The organism is Duganella levis, from assembly GCF_009857605.1.
Lineage (GTDB): Bacteria > Pseudomonadota > Gammaproteobacteria > Burkholderiales > Burkholderiaceae_D > Rugamonas > Rugamonas levis.
The window spans coordinates 138,107-161,854 of the sequence record NZ_WWCT01000009.1; the positions used below are offsets into that span (position 1 = coordinate 138,107).

A 23,748-nucleotide genomic window follows, 5' to 3' on the forward strand; every position below is an offset into this window, starting at 1 on the left:
GTGCGTAGGCGCCCTAAATTGTGTATAATGCTCGACGCACCAATGGCAGGACGGTGTGATTCAGCTTGGTACAGGATGCGATTCGGATGGTCTGACCAAGGGCTTTTAGCCCTTCTCATTTGCCCTTCTCATTCTTCCCTGAAAAGAGAAACAAGCCCGTTGCAGGATGCGGGCTTTTTTTATTCCGCAGAAAATCGTCAGCTAAATTACAACATTTCCACCCGTGCGCACCGTTCGCGGTCGGCGCGGGGTCTGCTTTTTTGTAATTTTCCGACGCATAGCATTGAGAGATTTCTAATGACAAAACCGAAAACTTTAACGTTGTCCGTCAAAAAGCCCGCCGCCCGCGCCAGCGCTGCGCCATTGGTGGTGCCGAAGACGACTCTATCTTACGTCATCGATAATGAAGAGGCAGCGAGCAAAGTTACGGTTGTTAAAAAGAAAACCCGTCTGAGCGCCGCTGCCGAAGCCGCCCAGGCCGACGTGCAGTCGGCCGAAGTGGCCGATGACGCGACCAAAGTCGCCAAGGTGGCGCGCAAGAGCGCGATTCCTGGCGCGGTGCCCGATGAAGCGCCGGCCGTGACCGTTAAAGTGGCGCCGAAATCCAAGCTGGTCAAGGCCAAGCTGGAACCGGCGCCGGTGGTCACCACCTCGGCGACCGCACCGTCGGTCAGCCAGGTAACCGATGCCGCGACGCTGGCGTCGATCGATACCTCGGGCTATCTGTTGCCGGGCGTTAAGGTTCCTGGCCGCCGTGGCCGCAAGCCATCCGAATTCACGCCGGAAAATGACGAAGTCGCGGCACTGAACGCGGTGGAGCGCGCCGAGCTGAAAGCCGTGTCGAAAGCACGCGAGCGCAAAGCCAAGGGCGGCGCTGACCTGCTGGGCCTGGATCCGAAAGCCTCGGCCGAGGAGCTGGAAAAACGCCGTACCCAGATCAAGAACCTGATCAATATGGGTAAAGAGCGCGGCTTCCTGACCTATGCCGAGATCAACGACCAGTTGCCGGAAAACATCATCGATCCGGAAGCGATCGAAGGAATCATCGCGACCTTCAACGACATGGGCATCGCCATCTACGAGCGCGCGCCGGATGCGGAAGCACTGTTGTTGAGTGACAACGTTGCCACCGTGACATCGGATGATGAAGTGGAAGCGGCTGCCGCCACGGCGCTGTCGACCGTCGATTCCGACTTCGGCCGTACCACCGACCCGGTCCGCATGTATATGCGTGAAATGGGCGCCGTGGCGCTGCTGACCCGCGAAGGCGAGATCGAGATCGCCAAGCGCATCGAAGAAGGCCTGAAGGACATGATCCAGGCGATTTCCGCCTGCCCGACCACCATTGCCGAAATCATCACGCTGGCCGACAAGATCTCGTCCGACGAAATGAAAGTGGACGACGTGGTTGACGGTTTTGTCGATCCGGACGACGCCGCGCCTGCGCCGGCCGTGGTTGCCACCGCGTCGTCGGATGACGACGAGGACGAGGAAGACGACGGCGAAGAAGAAGACGGCGACGTTGGTGGCGGCGCCGCCGGCTACTCGACCGAACAACTGGCGCAGCTGAAAATCGCCGCGCTGGACAAATTCGCCTTCATCTCGGCCCAATTCGAGAAAATGCGCAAGGCGTCGGGCGGCTATGCCTCCAAGGCGTATGTGACCGCGCAGGAATCCATTTCGGCCGAACTGCTGGGCATCCGCTTCACCGCCAAAGTGGTCGAGAAGCTGTGCGACACGCTGCGTGGCCAGATGGAAGAAGTGCGCTCGATCGAACGCGCCGTGCTGGACCTGTGCGTCAACCGTTGCGGCATGCCGCGCGCCCACTTCATCAAAGTCTTCCCGGGCAATGAGACGGACCTGGACTGGGTCGATGGCGAAGTCGATGCCGGCTATCCGTACAGCACCGTGCTGGGCCGTAACGTGCCGGCCGTGAAAGAGCTGCAACGCAAGATGATCGACCTGCAACTGCGCGTGGCGCTGCCGCTGGCCGACCTGCGCAAGATTAACAAGCAGATGGCCGCCGGCGAAAAACGTGCGCGCCAGGCCAAACGTGAAATGACGGTGGCCAACTTGCGTCTGGTGATTTCGATCGCCAAGAAGTACATCAACCGCGGTCTGCAATTCCTGGATCTGATCCAGGAAGGCAATATCGGCCTGCTGAAGGCGGTGGACAAGTTCGAATACCGTCGCGGCTACAAGTTCTCGACCTACGCGACCTGGTGGATTCGTCAGGCCATCACGCGTTCGATCGCCGACATGGCCCGTACCATCCGCGTGCCGGTGCACATGATCGAAACCATCAACAAGATGAACCGCATCTCGCGTCAGATCATGCAGGAAACCGGCAGCGAGCCGGACCTGGCGACCTTGGCGCTGAAGATGGAAATGCCGGAGAACAAAGTCCGCGAAATCATGAAGATCGCCAAAGAGCCGATCTCGATGGAAACGCCGATGGGCGAGGACGGCGATTCGCAACTGGGCGACTTCATCGAAGACAACACCACGCTGGCGCCGCTGGATGCCGCGCTGCACGCCTCGATGCGCAACGTCATCAAGGAAGTGCTGGATTCGCTGACCCCGCGCGAAGCCAAAGTGCTGCGCATGCGCTACGGCGTGGAAATGTCGAACGACCACACGCTGGAAGAAGTGGGCAAACAGTTTGACGTGACCCGTGAGCGTATCCGCCAGATCGAAGCCAAGGCGATGAGCAAACTGCGCCAGCCATCGCGTTCGGACAAGCTGAAAACTTTCCTGACCCAAAACTAAGGTTCAGTAAAGCAAGCAAAAAGGGAGGCCTCGTGCCTCCCTTTTTTTCGTGCTAATATTGCTAAATTAAAAACTTGTCCGGTTAGATAATGGATGAACCGCAATCGCTGAAGCCGCGTTACCGGACCATGTGGCTGGGCGTGCTGGCAGGGCTGGCGTCGATGACGCTGGCGTGGACCTTGCACCGGATGCTGGCGGCCAGCCAGCGCCTGCCCGGCGATACCGTCTTCACCGACCATTCCGACTCACTGATGTGGCTGCTGATACAGATTGTGGATCTGGCAGGCGGCGTGGCGGCTGGCATGGCGGCGGCGCACTGGTCGCAGCGCTGGTCGTGGCGGGCGGTGGGAGGCGTGCTGGCGGTGCTGGTGGTGAACGGGTTGATGGCGACGCCGTCTTCGCATGACGGTTTCCGTATGCTCATGTCGTTTCTCGCCAGTCCGGTGGGCCTGCTGCTGGGCGCCGGCTACTACCGCCATCGGGAGCGCACGCAGCCGGAGTTGCGTGTGGCGCCGACGCCCATCGATCACGCGCAGGTGCCGGACACGCCGTACAGCGATGCGGTTGTGGTGGTGGCGCTGTGTTTCGGCTATTTCATTCTCGGCTCGACCATCGCGGTGTTTTCCCACGGCAGCACGCAGCCGTTTTCCGATAACAGCCTGCTGGCGATCGTGGTGCTGGAGCTGATGCTCGGCGCCTGTGCGCTGGGCGTGCTGTATGCGCGCGGCTATCCGCTACGGACCTTGCTGCCGCGGCCATCCTGGAGCGGTGCGCTGATTGGCGCCGCCTTGTATATGTTGACGGTGGGCTGCAATGTGCTGTTCACCGGTTTTGCATCGGACGACCTGACGCAGCCGGTTCAACGCCTGCTGGAAGGGCAGCGTTCGATGAGCGCGTTGTTGTTGCTGTCGCTGGTCAATGGCGTGTATGAAGAAGTCTTTTTGATGGCCTTCCTGCAACGCGGCTTGCGCCGGCTGGGCGGCTCCAATGCGGTGGGCGTGGTGTTGCTGGTGCGGATGCTGTATCACACCTATCAGGGGCCGCTGGGCTTGCTGTTGGTAGCGGTCTTCGGCCTGGTGGTCGGCATCTATTACTGGCGCAGCGGCCGGCTGTTTCCGGTCATCGTCGCGCACATTGTGGCGGATGTGTCGGCGCTGGCGTCGTGATGTGCGTATAACTCAAGGAGCGTTATGAAAAAACTGTTGTTGATTTTGATGAGCCTGTCCGCCTCCGCCATGGCGCAGGATATCGTGCTCACCGGCCGGCTGGAATCTGCTACCTTGATACCGTTTGGTGTGGACAGCTGCAAATCGAAGAGCGGCAGCACGCCGAATGCCGATGGCAGCACGCGGGTGACGATCTCCAATGCCTGCGGCTGCGAGGACATCAAGCTGAAAGTGGAGCAGGTCTACGCCGGTTCCAGCGCCAAGCCGGGCGAGGTGGTGACCGTGCATGCCGATCTGGGCGAGTGGTGCAAACCGTCGCTGCCGGTGACGCGTGATCCGGTGCTGGTGCATACGCGGGGAGATGGCCTGTTCTACTGGTCGGCATTGACCAACAAGGATGGCGCGCTGTACTTCGAGCCGGCGCGCCTGGCGCTCAAAGGCGTCACGCCGCGCAAGGAACTGGCGCCACTGAATGCCTTGCCGGACATGCTGAAGCAATAAGGAGGTGATGATGGCCGACACCGGCGACTTGCACGGCAGCTGTTTATGCGGCGGCATACGCTATCGCGCCGCGCTGCCAGTATTCCACGCCAGCCACTGCTACTGCACCATGTGCCAGAAGCAGCACGGCGCTGGCGCCGGCTCGTACGCCAATGTCGCCAGCGCCGGCCTGGTGATCGAGCAGGGTGCGGAACTGATCACAGAATACGCCTCGTCCGACGATGGCCGCCGCGATTTCTGCCGCGTGTGCGGCTCCACCCTGTTCTGGCGCAGCACGCAGTCGCCCGACCGTATCGCCGTTACCCTCGGCACGCTGGAGCCGGAATACACCGGCCCGGTAAAACGCGAGCTGTTCGTCGAGACCAAGCCGGCGTGGCTGCCGCGTGCCTAGCGCTCACAGTCGCTCCGCCTTGCAAATAATATGCAGTGACGTGCCGGCGCCCACGCTGACCGTCAGCGTGCCGCCCAGCGCGCCAAGGCGTTGACGCATGGCGTTCAGCGCGGCCGCCTCCGCCGGGTAGGAGGCGCCGGGATGGCGGTCGCTGCCGAGGACGATGGCCAGCTGCGACGGGCACAAGCTCAGTTCCACCTGCAACCTCTGCGCACTGGTGCTCAGGTATTCGAGTCCGGTCTGGACGATATGAAACAAGGCGCTGATGGTCTGCTGCGACAGTACCGCGCGGTCGTCCAGCACCCGCAGCGCACATTGCAGGCCCTGACGCCGCGCCATCTGCTGCAACTGCCATTCGATGGCGGCGCTCAAGCCCAGTTCCAGCGTGGCCGGATGCAATTCATTGATGATGTTGCGCACGGCGTCGATACTGGCGTCCAGCGTCGCCAGCGCCTGCACCGCGCGTTCGTGCAGCAGCGGCTGCGTGGCGCCGGTGCGCGCGTGCAGCATGGCGATGTCCAGCTTGAGCGCCACCAGATTCTGGGCCAGGTTGTCGCGCATGCTGGACGCCAGGCGGCGGTGCTGGTTTTCAGTGGCGTCCTGCCGTTCGCCGGCGATCTGTTGCGACAGCAGCAGCGCGTCGGCCAGCGCGGTTTCCTTGCGCTGGCGCTCGGTGATGTCGAGGCTGCTGCCGATCAGCAGATAGGGCTGGCCCCCGGCGTCGTAGAGCGGGTGCTTGTAGGTCAGCATCAGCCGGGTCTCCTGCAGGCCGGCATGCCATAGAGGCACTTCCTCGACGACGGTTTCGCCGCGGTCGAAAGCCATGCGGTCGTACTGGTGATGCAGGCTGAGCTGCTCCGGTGGGAACAATCCGGCGCCATCATGGCCGGCGATATCTTCAAAACGCACGCCCCACATCGCTTCACATGCCGGGTTCATCATCACGACGCGCGAGGCGGCGTCCTTGACGAACAGCGGCTGGGGCATCATCGACACCACCTGGCGCACCTCCAGGCTAGTGATGGAGCCTTCCTTCAATCCGGTGAAAAGGCGCTTCAAGTCTGCATTGGGTGGCAAGTTCGGCAGGCGAGGCATAGTGTTTCATTTAGTAAATGTTTCGCCGATTGTAGTACGAAATTGTAAAATTGTCATGTAAAAATAGAAACACCCCGGCTAGCGGGGTGTTGGTAGCGTTACCGTGTTGTTTTTAGCCGGTATTGCGTAGTCCGGCTGCGACACCGTTGATCGACAGGTGAATGCCGCGGTGCACGCGTTCGTCGGCTTTGCTCTCCGACGACAGGGCGCGGTGGCGCTTGATCAGCTCAACTTGCAAGTGATTCAGCGGGTCCAGATACGCAAAGCGGTTCTGGATCGAGCGCGCCAGCAGCGGGTTGCCGGCCAGGCGTTCGCCGGCGCCGGTGATGCTTTGCAGGATCTCCAGCGTGTTGGCGTGCTCGTCGGTGATGCGCTTGAAGATGCGGTCGCGCAGTTCCTTGTCCTGCACCAGCTCGGCGTAACGCGAGGCGATTGCCAGATCGGTCTTGGCCAGCACCATGTCCATGTTGGACAGCAGCGTGGCGAACAGCGGCCAGTGCTTGAACATGGCTTGCAGCTGCGCCAGGCGCTCGGCCTGGTCGCCGTCGGCAATCCAGCCGCCGATGGCGCTGGCGAAACCGTACCAGCCCGGCAGCAGCAGACGGCACTGGCCCCACGAGAAGCCCCATGGAATCGCCCGCAAGTCTTCAATCCGCTTGGTCGACTTGCGCGAAGCAGGACGCGAACCGAGGTTCAGCTCGGCGATTTCGGCAATCGGCGTGGCGGTGAAGAAGTAGTCGGTGAAGCCCGGGGTTTCATAGACCAGATTGCGGTAGGCCTTGTAGGCGCGGTCCGAAATCTCGGCCATGATGGTCTCGAACTGATGCAGCTGCGTGCTGTGCGCGGCGTCTTCCGGCTGCGGCAGCAGGCTGGCTTCCAGCGTCGCGGCGACCAGCAGTTCCAGGTTGCGGCGGCCGATGTCCTTGTTGGAGAACTTGGACGCGATGATCTCGCCCTGTTCGGTCAGACGGATCTGGCCGTTGACGGTGCCATGCGGCTGCGCCAGGATGGCGTCGTACGATGGACCGCCGCCACGGCCGACCGTGCCGCCCCGGCCATGGAACAGGCGCAGCTTGACGCCGGCGTTTTCAAACACCTTGACCAGGTTGGTTTCGGCCTTGTACAGCTCCCAGTTGGAGGTGAGGAAGCCGCCGTCCTTGTTGGAGTCGGAGTAGCCCAGCATCACTTCCTGGATCTGGCCCTGCTTGGCGATCAGTTGCTTGACCAGCGGGATGGCCATCACGGCTTCCATGATGCCGGAGGCGCGTTGCAGGTCGGGGATGGTCTCGAACAGCGGGATCACCATCAGGTCCAGTTCCTGCTCGGCGATGCGCAGCAGGCCCAGTTCTTTTTGCAGCAGCAGCACTTCCAGCAGGTCGGACACGGTCTCGGTGTGCGAGATGATGTAGTTGCGGATCGCGCGCGCGCCGTAGCGGGCACGGATCTGGCGCGCCGCGCGCAGCACGCCCAGCTCCGATACGGTCTCGGCCGAGTAGTTGATGTACGGCGAATTCAGCAAACGCGGCTGCGCCAGTTCGCCCAGCAGCAGCGCGATCTTGGCGTCTTCGTCCAGCGCGGCGTAGTCGGCCTGCACACCCGAGGTGGAGAACAGTTCGGCCAGCACGCGCTCATGGATGTCGGACGACTGCCGCATGTCCAGCGAGGCCAGATGGAAGCCGAAGATGTCGGCCGCGCGCTTCAGCGTGGTCAGGCGCGGCTGCACCAGCACCGCGCCGTGGTTGGCGGTCAGCGAGTCGATCAGCACCTGCAGGTCGGCGGCGAATTCGGCGGCGCCGTTGTACGGCTCGGCGTGACCGACTTCCTTGCGCAGGATGTTGGTGGCGCCCAGTGCGCGCGCGGTCGAGGCCAGGCGGGCGTAAATGCCGATCAGCGCGCGGCGATACGGTTCATCGGCGCGGTGGTCGGAGGTGTCGGGCGACTGGTCGGCCAGCGCTTGCAGTTCCGGCGAGCAGGCCACCATCAGCGTCGAGATCGACAGTTCGGCGCCCAGCGTGTGCGCTTCCTCTAAATAGAAGTCGAGGATGGTGGTGGCCTGGCGCGTCAGGGCGTGCGACATGGTGTCGCCATTGACGTTGGGATTGCCGTCGCGGTCGCCGCCGATCCAGCTGCCCATCTGCACATACGGTGCGTTGATCGCCTGCGGCTGCTCATCGTTGCCGTAGTGGTGGGCGATGTCCTGCTCGATGTCATCGTACAACCCCGGCAGTTCGCGCAGGAAGGTGATGCGGTAGTAGGACAGGGCGTTTTCGATTTCGTCGGCCACGGTCAGCTTGGAGTAGCGCAGCATGCGGGTCTGCCACAGCGTGGCGATGCGCGCTTTCAGCAGGTGCATATTGGCGGCCGCTTCCTTCGGCGTCAGCGGCAGGTCGCGTTCGGCCAGCAGGCGCGCGATGTCGTGCTCGGCGTCGAGGATGGACTTGCGCTGCACTTCGGTCGGGTGGGCGGTCAGCACCGGCGAGATCAGCGCCTCCTGGAAGAAGGTGGACACGGTCTCCTGGCTGACGCCGGCTTCCTTCAGCTTGCACAGCGCGTAGTTGACGCTGCCTTGCTGCGGCTTCGAGCCGGCCAGCAGGTGGGCGCGGCGGCGGCGGATGTGGTGCTGGTCTTCGGCGATATTGGCCAGGTGCGAGAAGTACGAGAAGGCGCGCACCACCGAAATGGTTTGCTCCTTGGTCAGGATCTTCAGCATGCCGTCCAGCTCTTTGGCGGCGCCGGCGTCGGCTTCGCGGCGGAAGCGCACGGCGGTCTGGCGAATGGTCTCGACCACGGCGTAGACTTCCTCGCCCTCCTGGTCGCGCAAGACGTCGCCCAGCAGGCGGCCTAGCAAGCGTATGTCTTCCTTCAATGGCGCGTCTTTGTCGGCGCCCGGTTGTTCAGCAACGTGTTCGTTCAATGCACTAGATGGATTGGCCATGTGTTTTAAGTCACGAAAGGTGAAATATGTCGGTGCGTAGGCTTATGGCCCGGTTCTGCAAGAAGGTGAGCATGCTAAAATTTGTGATCTTAAACACGCGCGTGGTACTGGCTTGCGCCGGTTAGCGTCAGCTACAGCGAAAGAACTGGTTTTGAAAACATCCGAATTGGTACAAAACTCCCCGTCCAGATTGGTCATTGCGTCGCGGGAGAGCCGCCTCGCCATGTGGCAAGCCGAACACGTCCGCGATCGCTTGACATTATTATATCCGCAGTGCGATGTCAAAATTGTCGGAATGACGACCCGTGGCGATCAAATTCTGGATCGCACGTTGTCGAAGGTGGGGGGCAAGGGCCTGTTTGTGAAAGAACTTGAAGTGGCGATGGCCGAAGGCCGCGCCGATCTGGCCGTGCACTGCCTGAAAGACATGCCGATGGAGTTGCCTGAAGGCTTCGCCATGGCGGCGGTGATGGAGCGCGAAGATGCGCGCGACGCCTTTGTTTCCATCGATTACGCTTCCCTCGATGAACTGCCGCCCGGCGCGATGGTCGGCACCAGCAGCCTGCGCCGCCAGGCGCTGATCGCCGCCCGTTATCCGCAGCTGGTGATCAAGCCGCTGCGTGGCAATCTGGATACACGTCTGGCCAAGCTGGACCGTGGCGAGTACGCCGCCATCATCCTGGCCGCCGCCGGCCTCAAGCGCCTGGGCCTGGCCGAGCGCATCCGTTCGCTGCTGTCGCCGGAGACCAGTTTGCCGGCGCCGGGGCAGGGTACGCTGGCGATTGAAATTCCCGAACGCGACGATGGCCTCGACCTGGTCGCACTGCTGGCGCCGCTGCATCATGCACACAGTGCGCTGGTGTCGATCGCCGAGCGCAAGGTGTCGCAAGTGTTTGGCGGCAGCTGCCAGATTCCGCTGGCGTCCTACGCCACCATCGACGGCGATCAGATGCACCTGCGCGCCATGGTGGCGACGCCGGACGGCACGCGCATGATCAGCGCCGAAGCGCGCGGCCCGGCCGCCGACGCCGAAGCGCTAGGCCTGCAAGTGGCTGAGCTGCTGCGGGTGCAGGACGCCGAAGGCATCCTGGCCGCCTGCCTGAGCGAAGCGGCGCAAGCCGACGACGATGCGCGCTCGGCCGAGCTGGCCGCCAGCGCCGCCGGCAAGTCGGCCGTCTGATCTGAGGATGGCCGGCGCCGTCGTCATCACCCGTCCTCTGGCGCAAGCCGAGCCGTTGGCCGCCCGCGTGGCGGCCCTGGGCCGTACGGTCGAAGTGCTGCCGTTGCTGGATATCGCACCGCTGGCCGACCAGCGGCAGCTGCAAGCCACGCTGGCCCGGCTGGCGGACTATGCGCTGGTGGCCTTCGTCTCGCCCAACGCCATCGATGCCGCGTTCGCGCATATACAACAGTGGCCGCACGGCGTGACGCTGGCGGTGGTGGGCGAGGGCAGCCGCACCGCGCTGGCCGCGCATGGCGTCACGCCGGACCGCTACCGCATCGTCTGCCCGGCCGACAATGTTCCGAGCGACTCCGAACATCTGCTGCAAGCGCTGGACCTGGCGGCCCTGAAAGGCCAGCCGGTGCTGATCATCCGCGGCGAAAGCGGCCGCGAACTGATGGGCGACGGCTTGCGCGCCGCCGGGGCGCTGGTAGATGTGGTGCCGGCCTACCGCCGTTCGGTGCCGCCGCTGACAGCCGAACTGGCCGCCACGCTGCGCCGTTTGCTGGCGCAGCAAAACGACTGGATCATTACCAGCTCCGAGGCTTTACGCGGCCTGTGCGGCATCCTGGCCAAGTTGGACTTGCAGCACCCTGACGCGATGCAGCACAATAGCGTTGTAGCTATGCAACAGCAGCATCTGATCGTGCCCCACGCCCGAATTGCCGAAACGGCAAATAATTTAGGATTTTCCAAGCTGACGCTTACAGGATCAGGCGACGAACGCCTGCTGGCCGCGTTACAATCATGCCTATGAACGATTTGCCTACTTTACCTGACCCAGCCGTCTCGTCCGCCAAAGCCAACGAGATCCCGCCTGCGGCCACGCCGCCAACGCAGTCTGAACCGAGCCTGCTCGAAACCCTGCAGCAGCCGCAAATGCTGTCGGTGGGGATCCTTGTGCTGGCGATCCTGCTGGCCGGCCAGGCCTGGTATTCGCATGCGCGGGTGAGCAAGCTGCGCGAGGAAGTGGCGATGCGCCTGCAAAAAGGCGACGCCGTCAATGCCGACACCGGCAGCCAGGTGCACAGCGTGCAGGAGAGTACCAAGGAGCTGCAAGCCAAGGTCGCGCTGCTGGAAAGCAAGCAGCAGGAAGCGCAGAGCCAGCAACTGGCGCTGGAGCAGCTGTATCAGGATCTGTCGAAAAACCGCGACGAGTGGGCGCTGACCGAGATCGAGCAAGTGCTGTCGACCGCGTCGCAGCAGCTGCAACTGGCCGGCAACGTGCCGGGCGCGCTGATCGCGCTGCAGAATGCCGACCGCAGCCTGTCGCGTTCCGACAAGCCGCAATTCATCACCATTCGTCGCGCCATCGCGCGCGACACCGACAAGCTGAAAGCGCTGCCGAGCGTGGATTCGGTCGGCGTCGCGCTGCGCCTGGACAATGCGATTGCACAGATCGATACGCTGCCGATGCTGTCGGACGAAAAACAGGCGCCGCCGGCGCCGGCTGAAAAGAAAGTCAAGACCAAGGTCGTGCACGGCAAGGATGGCAAATCGGTGGTGGTCGAACAGACCACCAGCCCATGGCTGCAAGCCTTGCAGGACGGCTGGAACGGCTGGAGCAGCGAAATGTGGAGCGACATGCGCGATCTGGTGCGGGTGCGCAATGTGAACACGCCGGACGCGCTGATGCTGTCGCCGACCCAGGCCTACTTCATGCGCGAAAACCTCAAGCTGCGTTTGCTGAATGCGCGCATGGCGCTGTTGTCGCGTAATGAAGCCGCTTTCCGTGCCGACCTGATCGCGGCGCAGGACGCGCTGGTCAAGTATTTCGACACCCGCGCCCGTTCCACCCAGACCGTGCAGGCATTGCTGCGCCAGGTGCAGAGCAGCAATCTCGCGATTGAGATGCCGACCCTGGCCGACAGCCTGAACGCGGTGCGCAACTACAAAGCGAAGCCATAGTCATGCGTTTATTTCTCTGGTTAGTCGCCATGATGGCCGCCGCCATCGGTATTGCCGTGACGGCGCGCTTCAATCCGGGCAATGTGGTGCTGTTCTATCCGCCGCACCGGATCGACCTGTCGCTGAACTTCTTCGTGGTGCTGGAGCTGGCGCTGTTCGTCTTCCTGTACATCGTGATCCGCGCCTTCCGAGCGACCGTCAAGATGCCGGGCAAGGTCGCCGCCTACCGCCAGCAAAAGCGCGAGCGCGATGGCAACAAGGGCCTGCGCGAAGCGCTGAAGGCGCTGTTTGAAGGCCGTTTCGGCCATGCCGAGAAAGCCGCGCTGCGCGCTTCCGAATTGCCGGAAAACGTCGGCGTCGCATCGCTGATCGGCGCCCGCGCCGCGCACCGCATGCGCCAGTCGGCTCGCCGCGACCAGTGGCTGAACAAGCTGGTGGACGACAATGCGATGAAAACCGCGCGCCTGATGACCATGACCGAACTGCTGGTCGACGACCATCAGCCGGAAGCGGCGCTGGAAGCCGTGCGCGAACTGAACGCCAGCGGCACGCGTCACATTCACGCCTTGCAGATGTCGCTGAAAGCGCAGCAGCAGGCCAAGAACTGGCCGGAAGTGCTGCGCCTGGTACGCTCGCTGGACAAGCACCGCGCGCTGCATCCTGCCCTGTCGTCGCGTCTGCGTGAGCTGGCGTATGACGATTTGCTGTCCGATGCGTCGCACGATGCTGAATCGCTGCAGCGTGTCTGGAGCACGGTGCCGACGGTCGATCGCATCAAGCCATACGTGGCGTGCCGCGCCGCCGCCGCGCTGAATGCGCGTGGCCTGCATGACGAGGCGCGTCTGGTGGCGGAAGAATCGCTGGCCGCCGATTGGGACGACCGCGTGGTGCGCACCTACCGCGAAGCCGCCGCGCCGGCTGGTTCGGCGGCATTGCTGATGCAGATCGAGCATTGCGAGAACTGGGCCAACGCCCGTCCGACCGACGCCGAACTGGCGTTGACGCTGGGTTCGCTGTGCCTGAAGCAGAAACTGTGGGGCAAGGCGCAGCGCTATCTGGAGCAAGCCTTGTCGGACGCCTCCGACCCGCGCATGGTGCGCGAATCGCACCTGAAGCTGGCACAACTGCACGAAGCGCTGGGACAAGACGAAGAAGCCGCCAACCACTACCGCCAGTGCGCACTGGCGACGATCCTCTAAACAGAAGGCCGGTCATCACCGGCCTTTTTTTCGTCCGGATATTTTTTTTGTGTTGTCCGGGGTCTTAACTCCAAATTTAGGCAGGGTCGGAGTCGGCTGGGTAGCCTTCGATTTTCCAGCGCAGCATGCCGCCGGCCAGGTTGGCGACTTTGCTGAAGCCAGCCTTGGTCAGCAGCACGCTGGCCTGCGCCGAGCGCACCCCGGAGCGGCATACGGCAACAATCGGCTGGTCGCGGTCGAACTCGTCCATGCGGCCGGTTAGCTCCGACAGCGGCACCAGCGTGGCGCCATGCAGGTGGCCCAGCCGGTCGATGAATTCCGGCGCTTCGCGCACATCGACGATCTGCACCTTGCTCAACCGTTCCAGCAAGGCCATCGGCTCGATTTCCCACACGCCGCTAAAGCGCAAGGTCAGCGGCGCCCAGTCCGGGGTGTCGGTCGGCGCATCGCCTTCCGGCTTGCCGCAGCGCAGGTTGGCCGGCACAGCCACCGCAATCAGCTTCGGATGCGGCAGGTTGAGGTTGTTCATGTGGCCGGTGAAATCGCCGACATCGACATCGCCACCCAGCCGTGGGTTGTAGCGCCGCTCCTCCGCCACGCTGGTGACGGTGATGCCGCGATAGTCGTGGGCCGGATAGAGCAAACAGGCGCCCGGCAGGCTGAGAATCTGCTCATGCACCGAGGCGAACAGCTGCTGCGGACTGCCTTGCTGGAAGTCGGTGCGGCCGCAGCCGCGTATCAGCAGGCTGTCGCCGGTGAAGGCCATGCTTTCGTCGTCCAGCACATAGGTCAGGCAGCCGCTGGTGTGGCCGGGCGTGGCGCGCACCGTCAGGTAGCGCGAACCGAAGGTGATGCGGTCGCCGTGTTGCAGGGGCGTATCGGCCTCGGCGGCGCCGGACGCGGCGGAGACGGCAATGCGGCTGCCGCTGCGCTGGCGCAGGCGCCAGGCGCCGGTGACATGGTCGGCGTGGACGTGGGTGTCCAGCGTGGCCAGCAGCGTCAGGCCCAGTTCGTGCACCAGTGCCAGGTCGCGCGGCACCTGTTCGTAGACGGGGTCGATCAGCACGGCTTCGCCGCCATCACCCAGCAGATAGGTGTAGGTGGAGGAGGTGGGATCGAACAGTTGGCGGAAGATCATCATGCGTTATCCGAATAAGGAGAGCCATTATCATAACAAATACCCAACGGTGTTGCGTCGCACAAGCAGTCTGTACTTGGATATAATGACGCGGTTAAACACAGCCTGTAAACAGAGGAAAATCCATGAGCTTGAACAACGTGCCTTCCGGTAAAGACGTGCCTAACGACTTCAACGTCGTCATCGAAATCCCGATGAACGCTGATCCGATCAAATATGAAGTCGACAAAGAGTCGGGCGCGATCTTCGTTGACCGCTTTATGGGTACCGCGATGCACTACCCATGCAACTACGGCTACGTGCCGAACACCCTGTCGGCTGATGGCGATCCGGTCGATGTGCTGGTCATTACCCCGTTCCCGCTGTTCCCAGGCGTGGTGGTGCGCTGCCGTCCAATCGGCGTGCTGAAAATGACCGACGAAGCCGGTGAAGACGCCAAAGTACTGGCCGTACCGGTCGACAAGGTGCTGTCGATCTACAGCCACTGGCAGAAGCCGGAAGATATCAACGAACTGCGCCTGCGCCAGATCCAGCACTTCTTCGAGCACTACAAAGACCTGGAAAAAGGCAAATGGGTCAAGATCGAAGGCTGGCATGGTCCAGAAGCCGCCAAGGAAGAAATCCTGGCCGGCGTCGCCAACTACCAGAAACAGCCAGCAGCCTGAGTTTTAGACTCTGCTGAGCGAAAAAAAAAGCCCCTCATTCAGAATGAGGGGCTTTTTTCGTTGTTGCGTACAGATTACAGCGCGATATCAGGCACTTTTTTCACCACGCCTGGCGCAGCGTCCGGCGTGGCGCCGGCAACAAAGCCTTCCAGGCTAGGCGAGGCGATGGTCAACTGCAGGGTTTCCGCAGTGGCAGCCCATTCCGCCGCCAGCAAGTCTGGATGCTCATTCAGCTTTTTGCCGTACGACGGCACGATTTCGCGAATCTTTTCCTGCCAGGCAGCGCTCTTGATCTGCTCAGGGAACACTTTTTCCAGCAGCGACAGCATGATCGCCGGCGAGGTCGAGCCGCCTGGCGATGCGCCCAGCAAGGCCGACACCGAGCGGTCTTCCGACACCACGACTTCGGTACCCAGCTTCAGCACGCCACCTTTGTCAGGCATGTTCTTGATGATCTGCACGCGCTGGCCGGCTTGCCACAGGCGCCAGTCTTCGTCCTTCGCTTCCGGCATGTAGTGGCGCAGTGCATTCATCTTGTCTTCGCGCGACAGCTCCAGTTGCTGCGCCAGATACTTGACCAATGCAAATTCATGCGCGCCGACTTGCAGCTGCGGAATGATATTCGACGGCGTGGTGGCCTTGGCGATATCAAAATACGAGCCGTTCTTGAGGAATTTGGTCGACCAGGTAGCGAACGGTCCGAACAGCAGCACAGTTTTGCCATCCAGCACGCGGGTATCCAGGTGCGGCACCGACATCGGTGGCGAACCGGTATCCGCCAGGCCGTAGACCTTGGCCAGGTGGCGCGAAGTAATCGCTGGATTGTCCGTCACCAGGAACTCGCCGCCGACCGGGAAGCCGCCATATTGCTTGGCTTCCGGAATGCCCGACAATTGCAGCAGCGGCAGCGCGGCACCGCCGGCGCCGATAAAGATGTGGCGCGCGTCAATCGTCTGGATCTTGGACTTGTCCTTGATGTCGAACGCCGATACGCGCCACGAGCCATCGTCGTTGCGGGTGATCGAGCGCACTTCAAAGCCGGTGGTGATCTTGCTGCCGTTTTTGCTCAGGTGCTGGTAGAACTGGCGGGTGATCGAGCCCAGGTTGACGTCGGTGCCGAGCGGCGAGCGGGTCGCGGTGACCATCTCGTCCGGCTTGCGGCCTTCCATCATGATCGGCACCCATTCCTTGATTTTCACCGGATCGGTGGTCATTTCCATGCCGGCGAACAGCGGCGAGGCTTTCAGCGCGGCGACGCGCTTGGTGATGAACTCGCGGTTCTCCGGACCGAACACCAGGTTCATGTGCGGCGTCGAGTTGATGAATTCACGCGGATTGCCCAGTACGCCTTTGCGTACCTGGTGCGACCAGAACTGGCGCGAGATCTGGAAGTTCTCGTTGATGCCGATTGCCTGGGTAATATGCACGACGCCTTTGTCGTCCATCGGGGTGTAGTTCAGTTCGCAGAGCGCGGAGTGACCGGTGCCGGCGTTGTTCCAGCCGTTGGAGCTTTCTTCTGCAACCTTGTCCAGGCGTTCGAATACTTCGAAGGTCCATTTTGGTTCCAGCTCGGTCAGATAGGTGCCGAGCGTGGCGCTCATGATGCCGCCGCCGATCAGCAGCACGTCAACCGAACGGTCGGCCTTGGCGGCGCGGAATTGGCCGCCGAAGAAAATCGAGTAACCGCCCCATACGGCCGCAGCGCCGACAGCGGCGCCGATAAACTGGCGCCGGGAGAAACGCTTGCCACTGGGATTCTTGTTATCTGCTTGAGTCATGGGGATTTACCTTCCTGAGAAATATTGAAAGTGATAGGCACTTTTCGGCCCTTGTCCCCGTGGTTTTGCGTGCATACCTCAGCTATCCGTCACGGCGGATAGCTGAAAGTATATTCACAAACCTTGTTCTTATGTTGAGTACGTCGTGCGCGGTCAGGCTTGGCGGGCTTGCGCTGGCTGGTCTTCGAGGTTGGCTTCGGCTTCTGCCTCGGCTTCACGGCGCAGGCGCGACATGTATTGCGGCGTGATGCCCAGATAGGACGCAATCGCGCGTTGCGAAATACGTGCTTCCAGGCCTGGATACTCTTCGCGGAACGCCGTCAGGCGCTCTTGTGCCGACGTCTCGCCGCTATTATAAGCGCGCTGGGCCATGCTTTGCAGGCCGGCCATGGCGATATTCAGATGGTAGTTCTGCATGACCTCGTGCTGTGCGCGCAGGTCGGAAGCGGTCTTCCAGTCCAGCGTGAAGCCGTGGATCGGCGTCTCGGCGATCAGGAACTGCACCGCCGGCTGGCCACTTTCCCCGCTGATCAGGTCGGTCAGGGTGGTGGCCGATTCGCCTTCGCGGTAGAAGCGCAGCGTGACTTCCACGCCTTCGCGATTGAAGAAACCACTGCGCGCCACGCCGCTGGCCAGCCAGTGCACCTGCGTGGCCGGCGTACCGGCCCGTTGCAGGTATTCGCCTTTGCGTACATGAAACGGCTTGGCGATGCCCGCCAGGATATTGGTTACATGGTTGTACGCGTCTTCGCTGACGTCAATCCGCTTCATCGTGGCGGATTTGAAGCGGTTACGTTGTTTTATAAAATCTGCATTCATGCTGTCTTTGCCACGTTCCTAGAAAACTTTCCAAGGGGGCTCAAAGTATAGGCCCGATAGAAATTGCTGTGAAGCAAACTGGATTCATTCGCGGCTATTTTACTCCCTTACGTAAATTCCCGTACATTTTTAAGCCAGCATGCAAGCTGCGGCACCCCCAAGACGCCGCAGCATGGCCTTGATTTAGCCGCGGCCACGCACGAATTGCAGGGCGGTTTCAGCCACGCGCGCGCCCAGATGTTCGGCCGTGCGCAGGTCGGCCAGCGGTGGCGCCACGTCCGCGCCCTGGTTGGCATTCGACTGCGCCGCCGCACCGAGGAAGAAGCCGAGACGGTTCAAGTCTTCTTCCGAACCGGTGCTGGAGTTGTTGCCCGGTGGCAGACCCAGGCTGATCCAGTGCATGCCGTGTTGGGCGGCGAAGATGGCGATCTGCTGCAAGCTGGCCAGCTTGTCGCCGGAGCGCGAGGCCGAGTTGGTGAAGCCGGCCGCCAGCTTGTTGCGCCAGGTGCCGCCGGCCGCATACACGGTGCGCGAGGTGGCATCCTGGAAGGCTTTGAATTGCGCCGACGGGCCGCCCATGTAGGTCGGGGCGCCGAAGATGATGGCGTCGGCCTGTTCCAGTTCCGCCCACGGCGCTTCGACGCCATCGACGGGATACAGGCGCGCGGTCACGCCTTCGACGCGGGCGGCGCCAATGCTGACTGCTTCGGCCTGGCGCGCGGTGTGGCCGTAACCCGAGTGGTACACCACGGCGACGATTGCTTTGGTCATTTTGCTACTCCTGAAGTGATTGGTGATCCGCCAGCATAGAACGCAGCCGCCAATGTTGTTATGCCTGATACGGGGGGTAACTTCTCTGCCGTAAGTCGTAGGGCAGGGCTGACCTCGTCCAGGAATTCGATGCGGCGCTCGGCGGCCAGGCGGCCAGGCAATTCGCGTTCGAACTCGGCGCGATAGTGGCGCGGCAGGTGGTGCTGCAGGAAGTACTCGCGGTCGCAGCTCCAGGTTTCATATACCACCAGCGTGTTGGGATCGTTCTGAGAGCGATGCAGCGTGCAATTCAGAAAATCCGGCTCGCGCGACATATCCGTCAGCACCTGGCGCACGCCCGCTTCCAGCTCGGCGTAGCGTTCCGGCTTGGCCGGCAGGTGCACAATAAAAGTAAGGCGATTTTGTGAGGTCATGATGGGCTCCCTGGAATCAGGCTGCGAAGCCGCCGTCGATCAGCAGGTCGGCGCCGGTGACGAAGGCTGCTTCCGGACCGGCCAGGTAGGCCACCATGGCGGCGACTTCATCGGCGTGGCCGTGGCGTGGAATGGCCATCATGCCGTGCAGGGTGGCGGCGAAGTCGCCGGTGGCTGGATTCATCTCGGTATCGATCGGGCCAGGTGCGACGTTGTTGACGGTGATGCCACGGGCGCCGAGGTCACGCGCCATGCCTTTGACCAGGCCGGTCAGCGCGGCTTTGCTCATGGCGTAGGCGGCGCCACCAGCGAACGGCATGCGCACGGCGTTGGTGCTGCCGATGTTGATGATGCGGCCGCCGTCGGTCATGTGGGCAGCGGCGGCTTTGCTGGCGACGAACACGGCGCGCACATTGACCGCCACGGTTTTGTCGAAATCTTCCAGCGAGAACTGGTCGACTGGGCCCATCAGCAGCACGCCGGCGCTGTTCAGCAGGATGTCCAGGCGGCCGAAGCGGGCGGCGACGGCGTCGATGGCCTTGGTCAGTGCGACGGCATCGGTGGCGTCGGCTTTGACGGCGATGGCGTTGCCGCCGTCGGCTTTGATTTCCGCAACTAGCGCGTCGGCCGCGCTGGCCGACGAGGCGTAACCGATTGCTACCGTTGCGCCTTCACGTGCCAGGCGGCGGGCGCTTGCTGCGCCGATGCCACGCGAACCACCGTTGATGAAAGCGACTTTACCGTTCAGATTGGTGCTCATGATGTGTTCCTTTTGGGAGTGTTTGGTTGATGAACACAGTATGGGCGTCTGATTACGGTGGCGGTAGTCATGAATAATCGTATTCATTTTCAACCATTGGTATCAAGTGCGGCCGCGCGCCACTCGTCAGGGGAGGCGCGCCGGCACCGTCAGTCGTTGGCGGCTTTGAAGGGGATGTGCTCGGACAACTCGTCGATGTAATCGTTCATGGCGGCGGTTTCCTGGGCCAGGAAATCGGCGATGGCGTCGGCGAAGCGGCGGTCGGCCACCCAGTGCGCTGACCAGGTCGGCGTTGGCACCAGCCCGCGTGACATCTTGTGCACGCCTTGCGCGCCGCCCTCAAAGCGGGCGATGCCGTGCTGGATGCAGTAGTCGATCGACTGCACGTAGCAGGTTTCGAAATGCAGGCCGGAGACGAATTCCTGCGTGCCCCAGTAGCGGCCGTACATGATGTTGCCGCCGACCAGGTTCAGCGCCACCGCCACCGGCTGTTCGCCGCGCCTGGCCAGCACGATCATCAGGCTGTCCGGCGTTTCCGCCAGCAGGCGCTGGAAAAAGGCCAGCGACAGATAGGGCTTGGAGAAGTGCGCCTGGTAGGTCGATACATAGCACTGGTAGAAGAAGCGCAGCACGTCGTCGGTGATGGCGCGGCCGGCCAGGTGTTCGAAATGGATGCCGGCGTCCTGCACGCGGCGGCGGTCCTGGCGCAGTTTTTTGCGCTTGTCCATTTTCATGGTGGCGAGGAAGGCGTCGAAGTCGGCGTAGTCCTGGTTCTCCCAGTGGAACTGCACGCCTTCGCGCAGCATGTAGCCGGCGTCGGCCAGCGCCTGCTTGTCCTGCTCGTCGGGGAACAGGATGTGCAGCGACGAGGTTTCCAGCTGCTGCGCCAGTTGCAGTGCGGCGCGCGCCAGCAATTGGCGGTCCTCCGCCGTGTGGGCCAGCAATCGGCTGCCGGTCACCGGCGTGAAAGGCACCGCCGACAGCAGCTTGGGGTAGTAGGGGATGCCGTTGCGGTGGAAGGCGTCGGCCCAGGCGTGGTCGAACACGTATTCGCCGCGGCTGTGCTCCTTCAGATAGAGCGGCATGGCGGCCTGCAGCATGCCGTCCCGGTACAGCACCAGGTAGCGCGGCGACCAGCCGGTGCGGTCCGAGGCGCATTGCGTTTCGTGCAGCGCGTGCAGAAAGGTGTAGCTCAGCGTGGGATTGTCGCCAGCCAGCGCCTGCCACTGCGCCGGGTCGACCTCCGCCAATGAGTCTATGATCGTAAACTCTGCTTCTGCCACACTATCTCCTTCCACGTTGATGTGCCAGTCTAGCGCATGCGGGCGCGCTTTGCCCGTGCGATAATCGGATTTTGCGTACGCGAAAGACCCAACATGGCTTCGAATTTCTTCAATCTGTACACCCACGATTTCGCCCGCGTCGCGGTAGCCGCGCCGGTGTGCCGCATTGCCGATCCTGCCTACAACGCCGAACAGACCATCGCGCTGGCCGAACAGGCCGCTGCGCAAGGCGCGGCGCTGGTGGCGTTTCCCGAGCTGGGTCTGGCCGCCTATACTTGCGACGACCTGTTCCATCAGCGCGCCTTGCTGGACGGCGTGCTGGACGGCCTGGCGGCGATTCTCGACGCTTCCACCGAATGGAAGATGGCGGTGGTGGTCGGCGCGCCGCTGCGGGTGGAACATCAGCTGTACAACTGCGCGGTGGTGATCGCAAACGGCCAGATCCAGGGTGTGGTGCCGAAAAGCTATCTGCCCAACTACGGCGAATTCTACGAAGCGCGCCAGTTCAGCAGCGGCGATTACGCTGTCGCCACCGAGATCGATTTGCTGGGTGAACGCGTGCAGTTCGGCTCCGGCCTGCTGTTTGAAGTGGCCGACCTGCCGCTCCTCAAGTTCCACGTCGAGATTTGCGAGGACGTCTGGGTGCCGGTGCCGCCGTCGTCGTTCGCGGCGCTGGCCGGCGCCACCGTGCTGGTCAACCTGTCGGCGTCGAATGCGCTGGTGGGCAAGGCCAACTACCGCAACCAGCTGGTCGGCCAGCAAGCGGCGCGCTGCATCGCCGCCTACCTGTACACCTCTGCCGGCGGCGGCGAGTCCAGCACCGACATGGCGTGGGACGGGCAGGGCGTGATCTTTGAAAACGGCGAGCTGCTGGCCGAGGCCAAACGCTTTGTCGACGAACCGTCGCTGACCTTTGCCGATATCGATCTGGAGCGCCTGTCGCGCGAACGCATGCGCATGAATACCTTCGCGCAATCGGTGCAGCGCCACGCGGCGGAGGTTGGCAAGTTCCGCACCGTGTTCTTCCCGCTGGAACTCGAACGCGACCAGCCGCTGGCGCTGAAGCGCTGCATCGAACGCTTCCCGTACGTGCCGGCCGATGCGCGCCGCCGCGACGAGCGCTGCAACGAGGTCTACCACATCCAGGTGCAGGCGCTGGCGCAGCGCCTGACTACCAGCGGCCTGAAAAAAGTGGTGATCGGCATTTCCGGTGGGCTCGATTCGACCCACGCGCTGCTGGTCTGCGCGCGCGTGATGGACAAATTGAAACTGCCGCGCACCAACATCCTGGCCTACACCATGCCGGGCTTCGCCACCAGCGAACGCACGCTGAAGCAGGCGCATGCGTTGATGAAGCTGGTCGGCTGCACGGCGCAGGAAATCGACATCCGCCCAAGCTGCATCCAGATGCTGAAGGATCTGAACCACCCGTACTCGGAGGGCAAGGAACAGTACGACATCACCTTTGAAAACGTCCAGGCCGGCGAGCGCACCAACCACCTGTTCCGCCTGGCCAACCACCACGGCGGGCTGGTGATCGGCACCGGCGATCTGAGCGAGCTGGCGCTGGGCTGGTGTACCTACGGCGTGGGCGACCATATGTCGCACTACAACGTCAACGCCAGCGTGCCGAAGACCTTGATCTCGCACCTGGTGCGCTGGGTGGCCGAGTCCGGCGTTATCGGCCGCAACGATGCGCAGGTGCTGCTGGACATCCTTGGCACCGAGATCAGTCCCGAGCTGGTGCCCGGCACCGCCGACGGCCAGCCGGAGCAGCGCACGGAAAGCACCATCGGCCCGTACGAGCTGCAAGACTTCAACCTGTATTACGTGCTGCGCTTCGGCTTCAATCCGTCCAAGGTGGCGTTCCTGTCGCACACGGCGTGGAAGGACAAGGAGCAGGGCCGCTGGCCGGATGGTGACCACGTCACGCGCAACCAGTACGACCTGGCGGCGATCGCGAAGAACCTCGGCATCTTCCTCGACCGCTTCTTCCGCACCAGCCAGTTCAAGCGCAGCTGCGTGCCGAATGCACCGAAGGTGGGCAGCGGCGGTTCGCTGTCGCCGCGCGGCGATTGGCGCGCACCAAGCGATGCGCAAAGCGTTGTTTGGATGGAAGAACTACGCGCCATTCCGGTGCATGTGTAAAGAATAAGCTTATGTACATGGACAGCACGCGAGGGTCGATTACAATACAATCAAAGCATGCAGTCTATGGCCTGAAGATTTTCGATTTGGATATAAGGAGAAGTCATGAAACAGATTACCGCAGTGATCAAGCCGTTCAAGCTGGACGAGGTGCGTGAGGCACTGGCTGAGGTCAACGTTACGGGTTTGACCGTCACCGAGGTGAAAGGCTTTGGCCGCCAGAAGGGCCATACCGAACTGTATCGCGGCGCTGAATACGTGGTCGACTTCCTGCCAAAAGTGAAAGTCGAAGTGGTAGTCGATGACGGCGTGGCCGAACAGGTGGTGGACGCCATCATCAAGGCGGCCCGCACCGGCAAGATCGGCGACGGCAAAATCTTTGTGCAAAACGTCGAGCAGGTGATCCGCATCCGCACCGGCGAGACGGGACCGGACGCTGTGTAAAACGCTTTCCATCTTGTTTGAAATGCCGGCTTAGCCGGCATTTTTTTTGCGACTCACTTCCGATGTGGAAGCGCTACCCAATTTTGCCGATTTGCTCAGGTGCAAAATAAAATCTATATTGACAGCGTTTTCTAAGAATTTTCCCTTGTTACCTCTTGTTTAGCGAGTGAGGTTAAACAGCGACACTGAATCTGGAACTATTTGTTCGGTGATCGCATTAATGTTAGCTTGCATATACCGGCACCCGAGGCTGGATAAAAAAAATGAGGGAGACACACTTTGATCACGCTACAGACGACGGCCATTGCCATGGCCGTGCCCCAACTTGTCCTGACTCCAGCGC

Annotated in this window: 20 protein-coding genes; 11 read left to right on the forward strand and 9 right to left on the reverse strand. The window is 62.2% G+C overall.

Features of this window, described 5'->3' with window-relative positions; genetic code table 11:
* The first annotated feature begins 297 nt into the window (after positions 1-297).
* From rpoD to GTP69_RS13450, 4 genes are all read left to right on the forward strand, one after another.
* Positions 298-2,769, forward strand: coding sequence for an RNA polymerase sigma factor RpoD (gene rpoD, locus GTP69_RS13435; RefSeq protein ID WP_161055368.1), 2,472 nt, complete (start codon positions 298-300; stop codon positions 2,767-2,769).
* 89 nt (positions 2,770-2,858) lie between these two features.
* On the forward strand, positions 2,859-3,935 hold the full coding sequence (locus GTP69_RS13440) for a CPBP family intramembrane glutamic endopeptidase (protein WP_161055369.1): 1,077 nt from the start codon (positions 2,859-2,861) through the stop codon (positions 3,933-3,935).
* Positions 3,936-3,959: 24 nt separating this feature from the next.
* A complete protein-coding gene (locus tag GTP69_RS13445) occupies positions 3,960-4,436 on the forward strand; it encodes a hypothetical protein (RefSeq protein WP_161055370.1) in 477 nt (158 codons plus the stop codon).
* A gap of 7 nt (positions 4,437-4,443) precedes the next feature.
* A complete protein-coding gene (locus GTP69_RS13450) occupies positions 4,444-4,827 on the forward strand; it encodes a GFA family protein (protein ID WP_161055371.1) in 384 nt (127 codons plus the stop codon).
* A 3-nt stretch (positions 4,828-4,830) separates the two neighbouring features.
* Here the strand turns inward: GTP69_RS13450 and GTP69_RS13455 are convergent, their stop codons facing one another.
* Positions 4,831-5,886 (reverse strand): PAS domain-containing sensor histidine kinase, encoded by a 1,056-nt coding sequence (locus GTP69_RS13455; RefSeq protein WP_161055372.1) that lies wholly within the window; start codon positions 5,884-5,886, stop codon positions 4,831-4,833.
* Between the two features lie 148 nt (positions 5,887-6,034).
* Complete coding sequence (gene ppc, locus GTP69_RS13460; protein WP_161055373.1) at positions 6,035-8,857, reverse strand: phosphoenolpyruvate carboxylase; 2,823 nt, start codon at positions 8,855-8,857, stop codon at positions 6,035-6,037.
* A gap of 166 nt (positions 8,858-9,023) precedes the next feature.
* On the opposite strand from ppc, the gene hemC reads away from it, so the two are divergent.
* The 4 genes from hemC to GTP69_RS13480 are packed head-to-tail and all read left to right on the forward strand — an operon-like array spanning position 9,024 to position 13,186.
* Positions 9,024-10,037, forward strand: a complete 1,014-nt coding sequence (hemC, locus tag GTP69_RS13465) for a hydroxymethylbilane synthase (RefSeq protein ID WP_161055420.1) — start codon at positions 9,024-9,026, stop codon at positions 10,035-10,037.
* Between the two features lie 7 nt (positions 10,038-10,044).
* A complete protein-coding gene (locus tag GTP69_RS13470) occupies positions 10,045-10,836 on the forward strand; it encodes a uroporphyrinogen-III synthase (protein ID WP_161055374.1) in 792 nt (263 codons plus the stop codon).
* Entirely contained in the window at positions 10,833-11,987 is a 1,155-nt protein-coding gene (locus tag GTP69_RS13475) for a uroporphyrinogen-III C-methyltransferase (RefSeq protein ID WP_161055375.1), read from the forward strand. Before GTP69_RS13470 ends, GTP69_RS13475 begins: the two co-directional genes overlap by 4 nt.
* A gap of 2 nt (positions 11,988-11,989) precedes the next feature.
* Positions 11,990-13,186 carry a heme biosynthesis protein HemY gene (locus GTP69_RS13480; protein WP_161055376.1) on the forward strand — a complete coding sequence of 399 codons (1,197 nt, stop codon included), beginning with the start codon at positions 11,990-11,992 and terminating at the stop codon, positions 13,184-13,186.
* A 76-nt stretch (positions 13,187-13,262) separates the two neighbouring features.
* Here the strand turns inward: GTP69_RS13480 and GTP69_RS13485 are convergent, their stop codons facing one another.
* Positions 13,263-14,324: an MBL fold metallo-hydrolase gene (locus GTP69_RS13485; RefSeq protein WP_161055421.1), complete on the reverse strand. Its 1,062-nt coding sequence runs from the start codon at positions 14,322-14,324 to the stop codon at positions 13,263-13,265.
* Between the two features lie 125 nt (positions 14,325-14,449).
* Between GTP69_RS13485 and ppa the strand changes: the two genes are divergently transcribed.
* On the forward strand, positions 14,450-14,989 hold the full coding sequence (gene ppa, locus GTP69_RS13490; protein WP_161055377.1) for an inorganic diphosphatase: 540 nt from the start codon (positions 14,450-14,452) through the stop codon (positions 14,987-14,989).
* A 74-nt stretch (positions 14,990-15,063) separates the two neighbouring features.
* On the opposite strand, the gene mqo is transcribed toward ppa, so the two are convergent.
* The 6 genes from mqo to GTP69_RS13520 all read right to left on the reverse strand — a co-directional run bounded on the left by mqo (position 15,064) and on the right by GTP69_RS13520 (position 20,813).
* On the reverse strand, positions 15,064-16,767 hold the full coding sequence (gene mqo / locus GTP69_RS13495) for a malate dehydrogenase (quinone) (RefSeq protein WP_161055378.1): 1,704 nt from the start codon (positions 16,765-16,767) through the stop codon (positions 15,064-15,066).
* 153 nt (positions 16,768-16,920) lie between these two features.
* Positions 16,921-17,586, reverse strand: coding sequence for a Crp/Fnr family transcriptional regulator (locus GTP69_RS13500; protein WP_229260929.1), 666 nt, complete (start codon positions 17,584-17,586; stop codon positions 16,921-16,923).
* 183 nt (positions 17,587-17,769) lie between these two features.
* Positions 17,770-18,357, reverse strand: a complete 588-nt coding sequence (locus GTP69_RS13505; RefSeq protein ID WP_161055379.1) for a flavodoxin family protein — start codon at positions 18,355-18,357, stop codon at positions 17,770-17,772.
* Positions 18,354-18,770, reverse strand: coding sequence for a putative quinol monooxygenase (locus GTP69_RS13510; RefSeq protein WP_161055380.1), 417 nt, complete (start codon positions 18,768-18,770; stop codon positions 18,354-18,356). Before GTP69_RS13510 ends, GTP69_RS13505 begins: the two co-directional genes overlap by 4 nt.
* A 16-nt stretch (positions 18,771-18,786) precedes the next feature.
* Positions 18,787-19,530 carry an SDR family oxidoreductase gene (locus GTP69_RS13515; RefSeq protein WP_161055381.1) on the reverse strand — a complete coding sequence of 248 codons (744 nt, stop codon included), beginning with the start codon at positions 19,528-19,530 and terminating at the stop codon, positions 18,787-18,789.
* 149 nt (positions 19,531-19,679) lie between these two features.
* The gene (locus GTP69_RS13520; protein WP_161055382.1) at positions 19,680-20,813 is read right to left on the reverse strand and encodes a GNAT family N-acetyltransferase; all 1,134 of its coding nucleotides are present in this window, start codon (positions 20,811-20,813) and stop codon (positions 19,680-19,682) included.
* 93 nt (positions 20,814-20,906) lie between these two features.
* Here GTP69_RS13520 and GTP69_RS13525 point away from each other — a divergent pair, with 93 nt between their 5' ends.
* Together GTP69_RS13525 and GTP69_RS13530 are read left to right on the forward strand one after the other, a co-directional pair.
* Complete coding sequence (locus tag GTP69_RS13525) at positions 20,907-22,961, forward strand: NAD(+) synthase (protein WP_161055383.1); 2,055 nt, start codon at positions 20,907-20,909, stop codon at positions 22,959-22,961.
* A gap of 105 nt (positions 22,962-23,066) precedes the next feature.
* Complete coding sequence (locus GTP69_RS13530) at positions 23,067-23,405, forward strand: P-II family nitrogen regulator (protein ID WP_019922031.1); 339 nt, start codon at positions 23,067-23,069, stop codon at positions 23,403-23,405.
* Positions 23,406-23,748 lie beyond the last annotated feature (343 nt).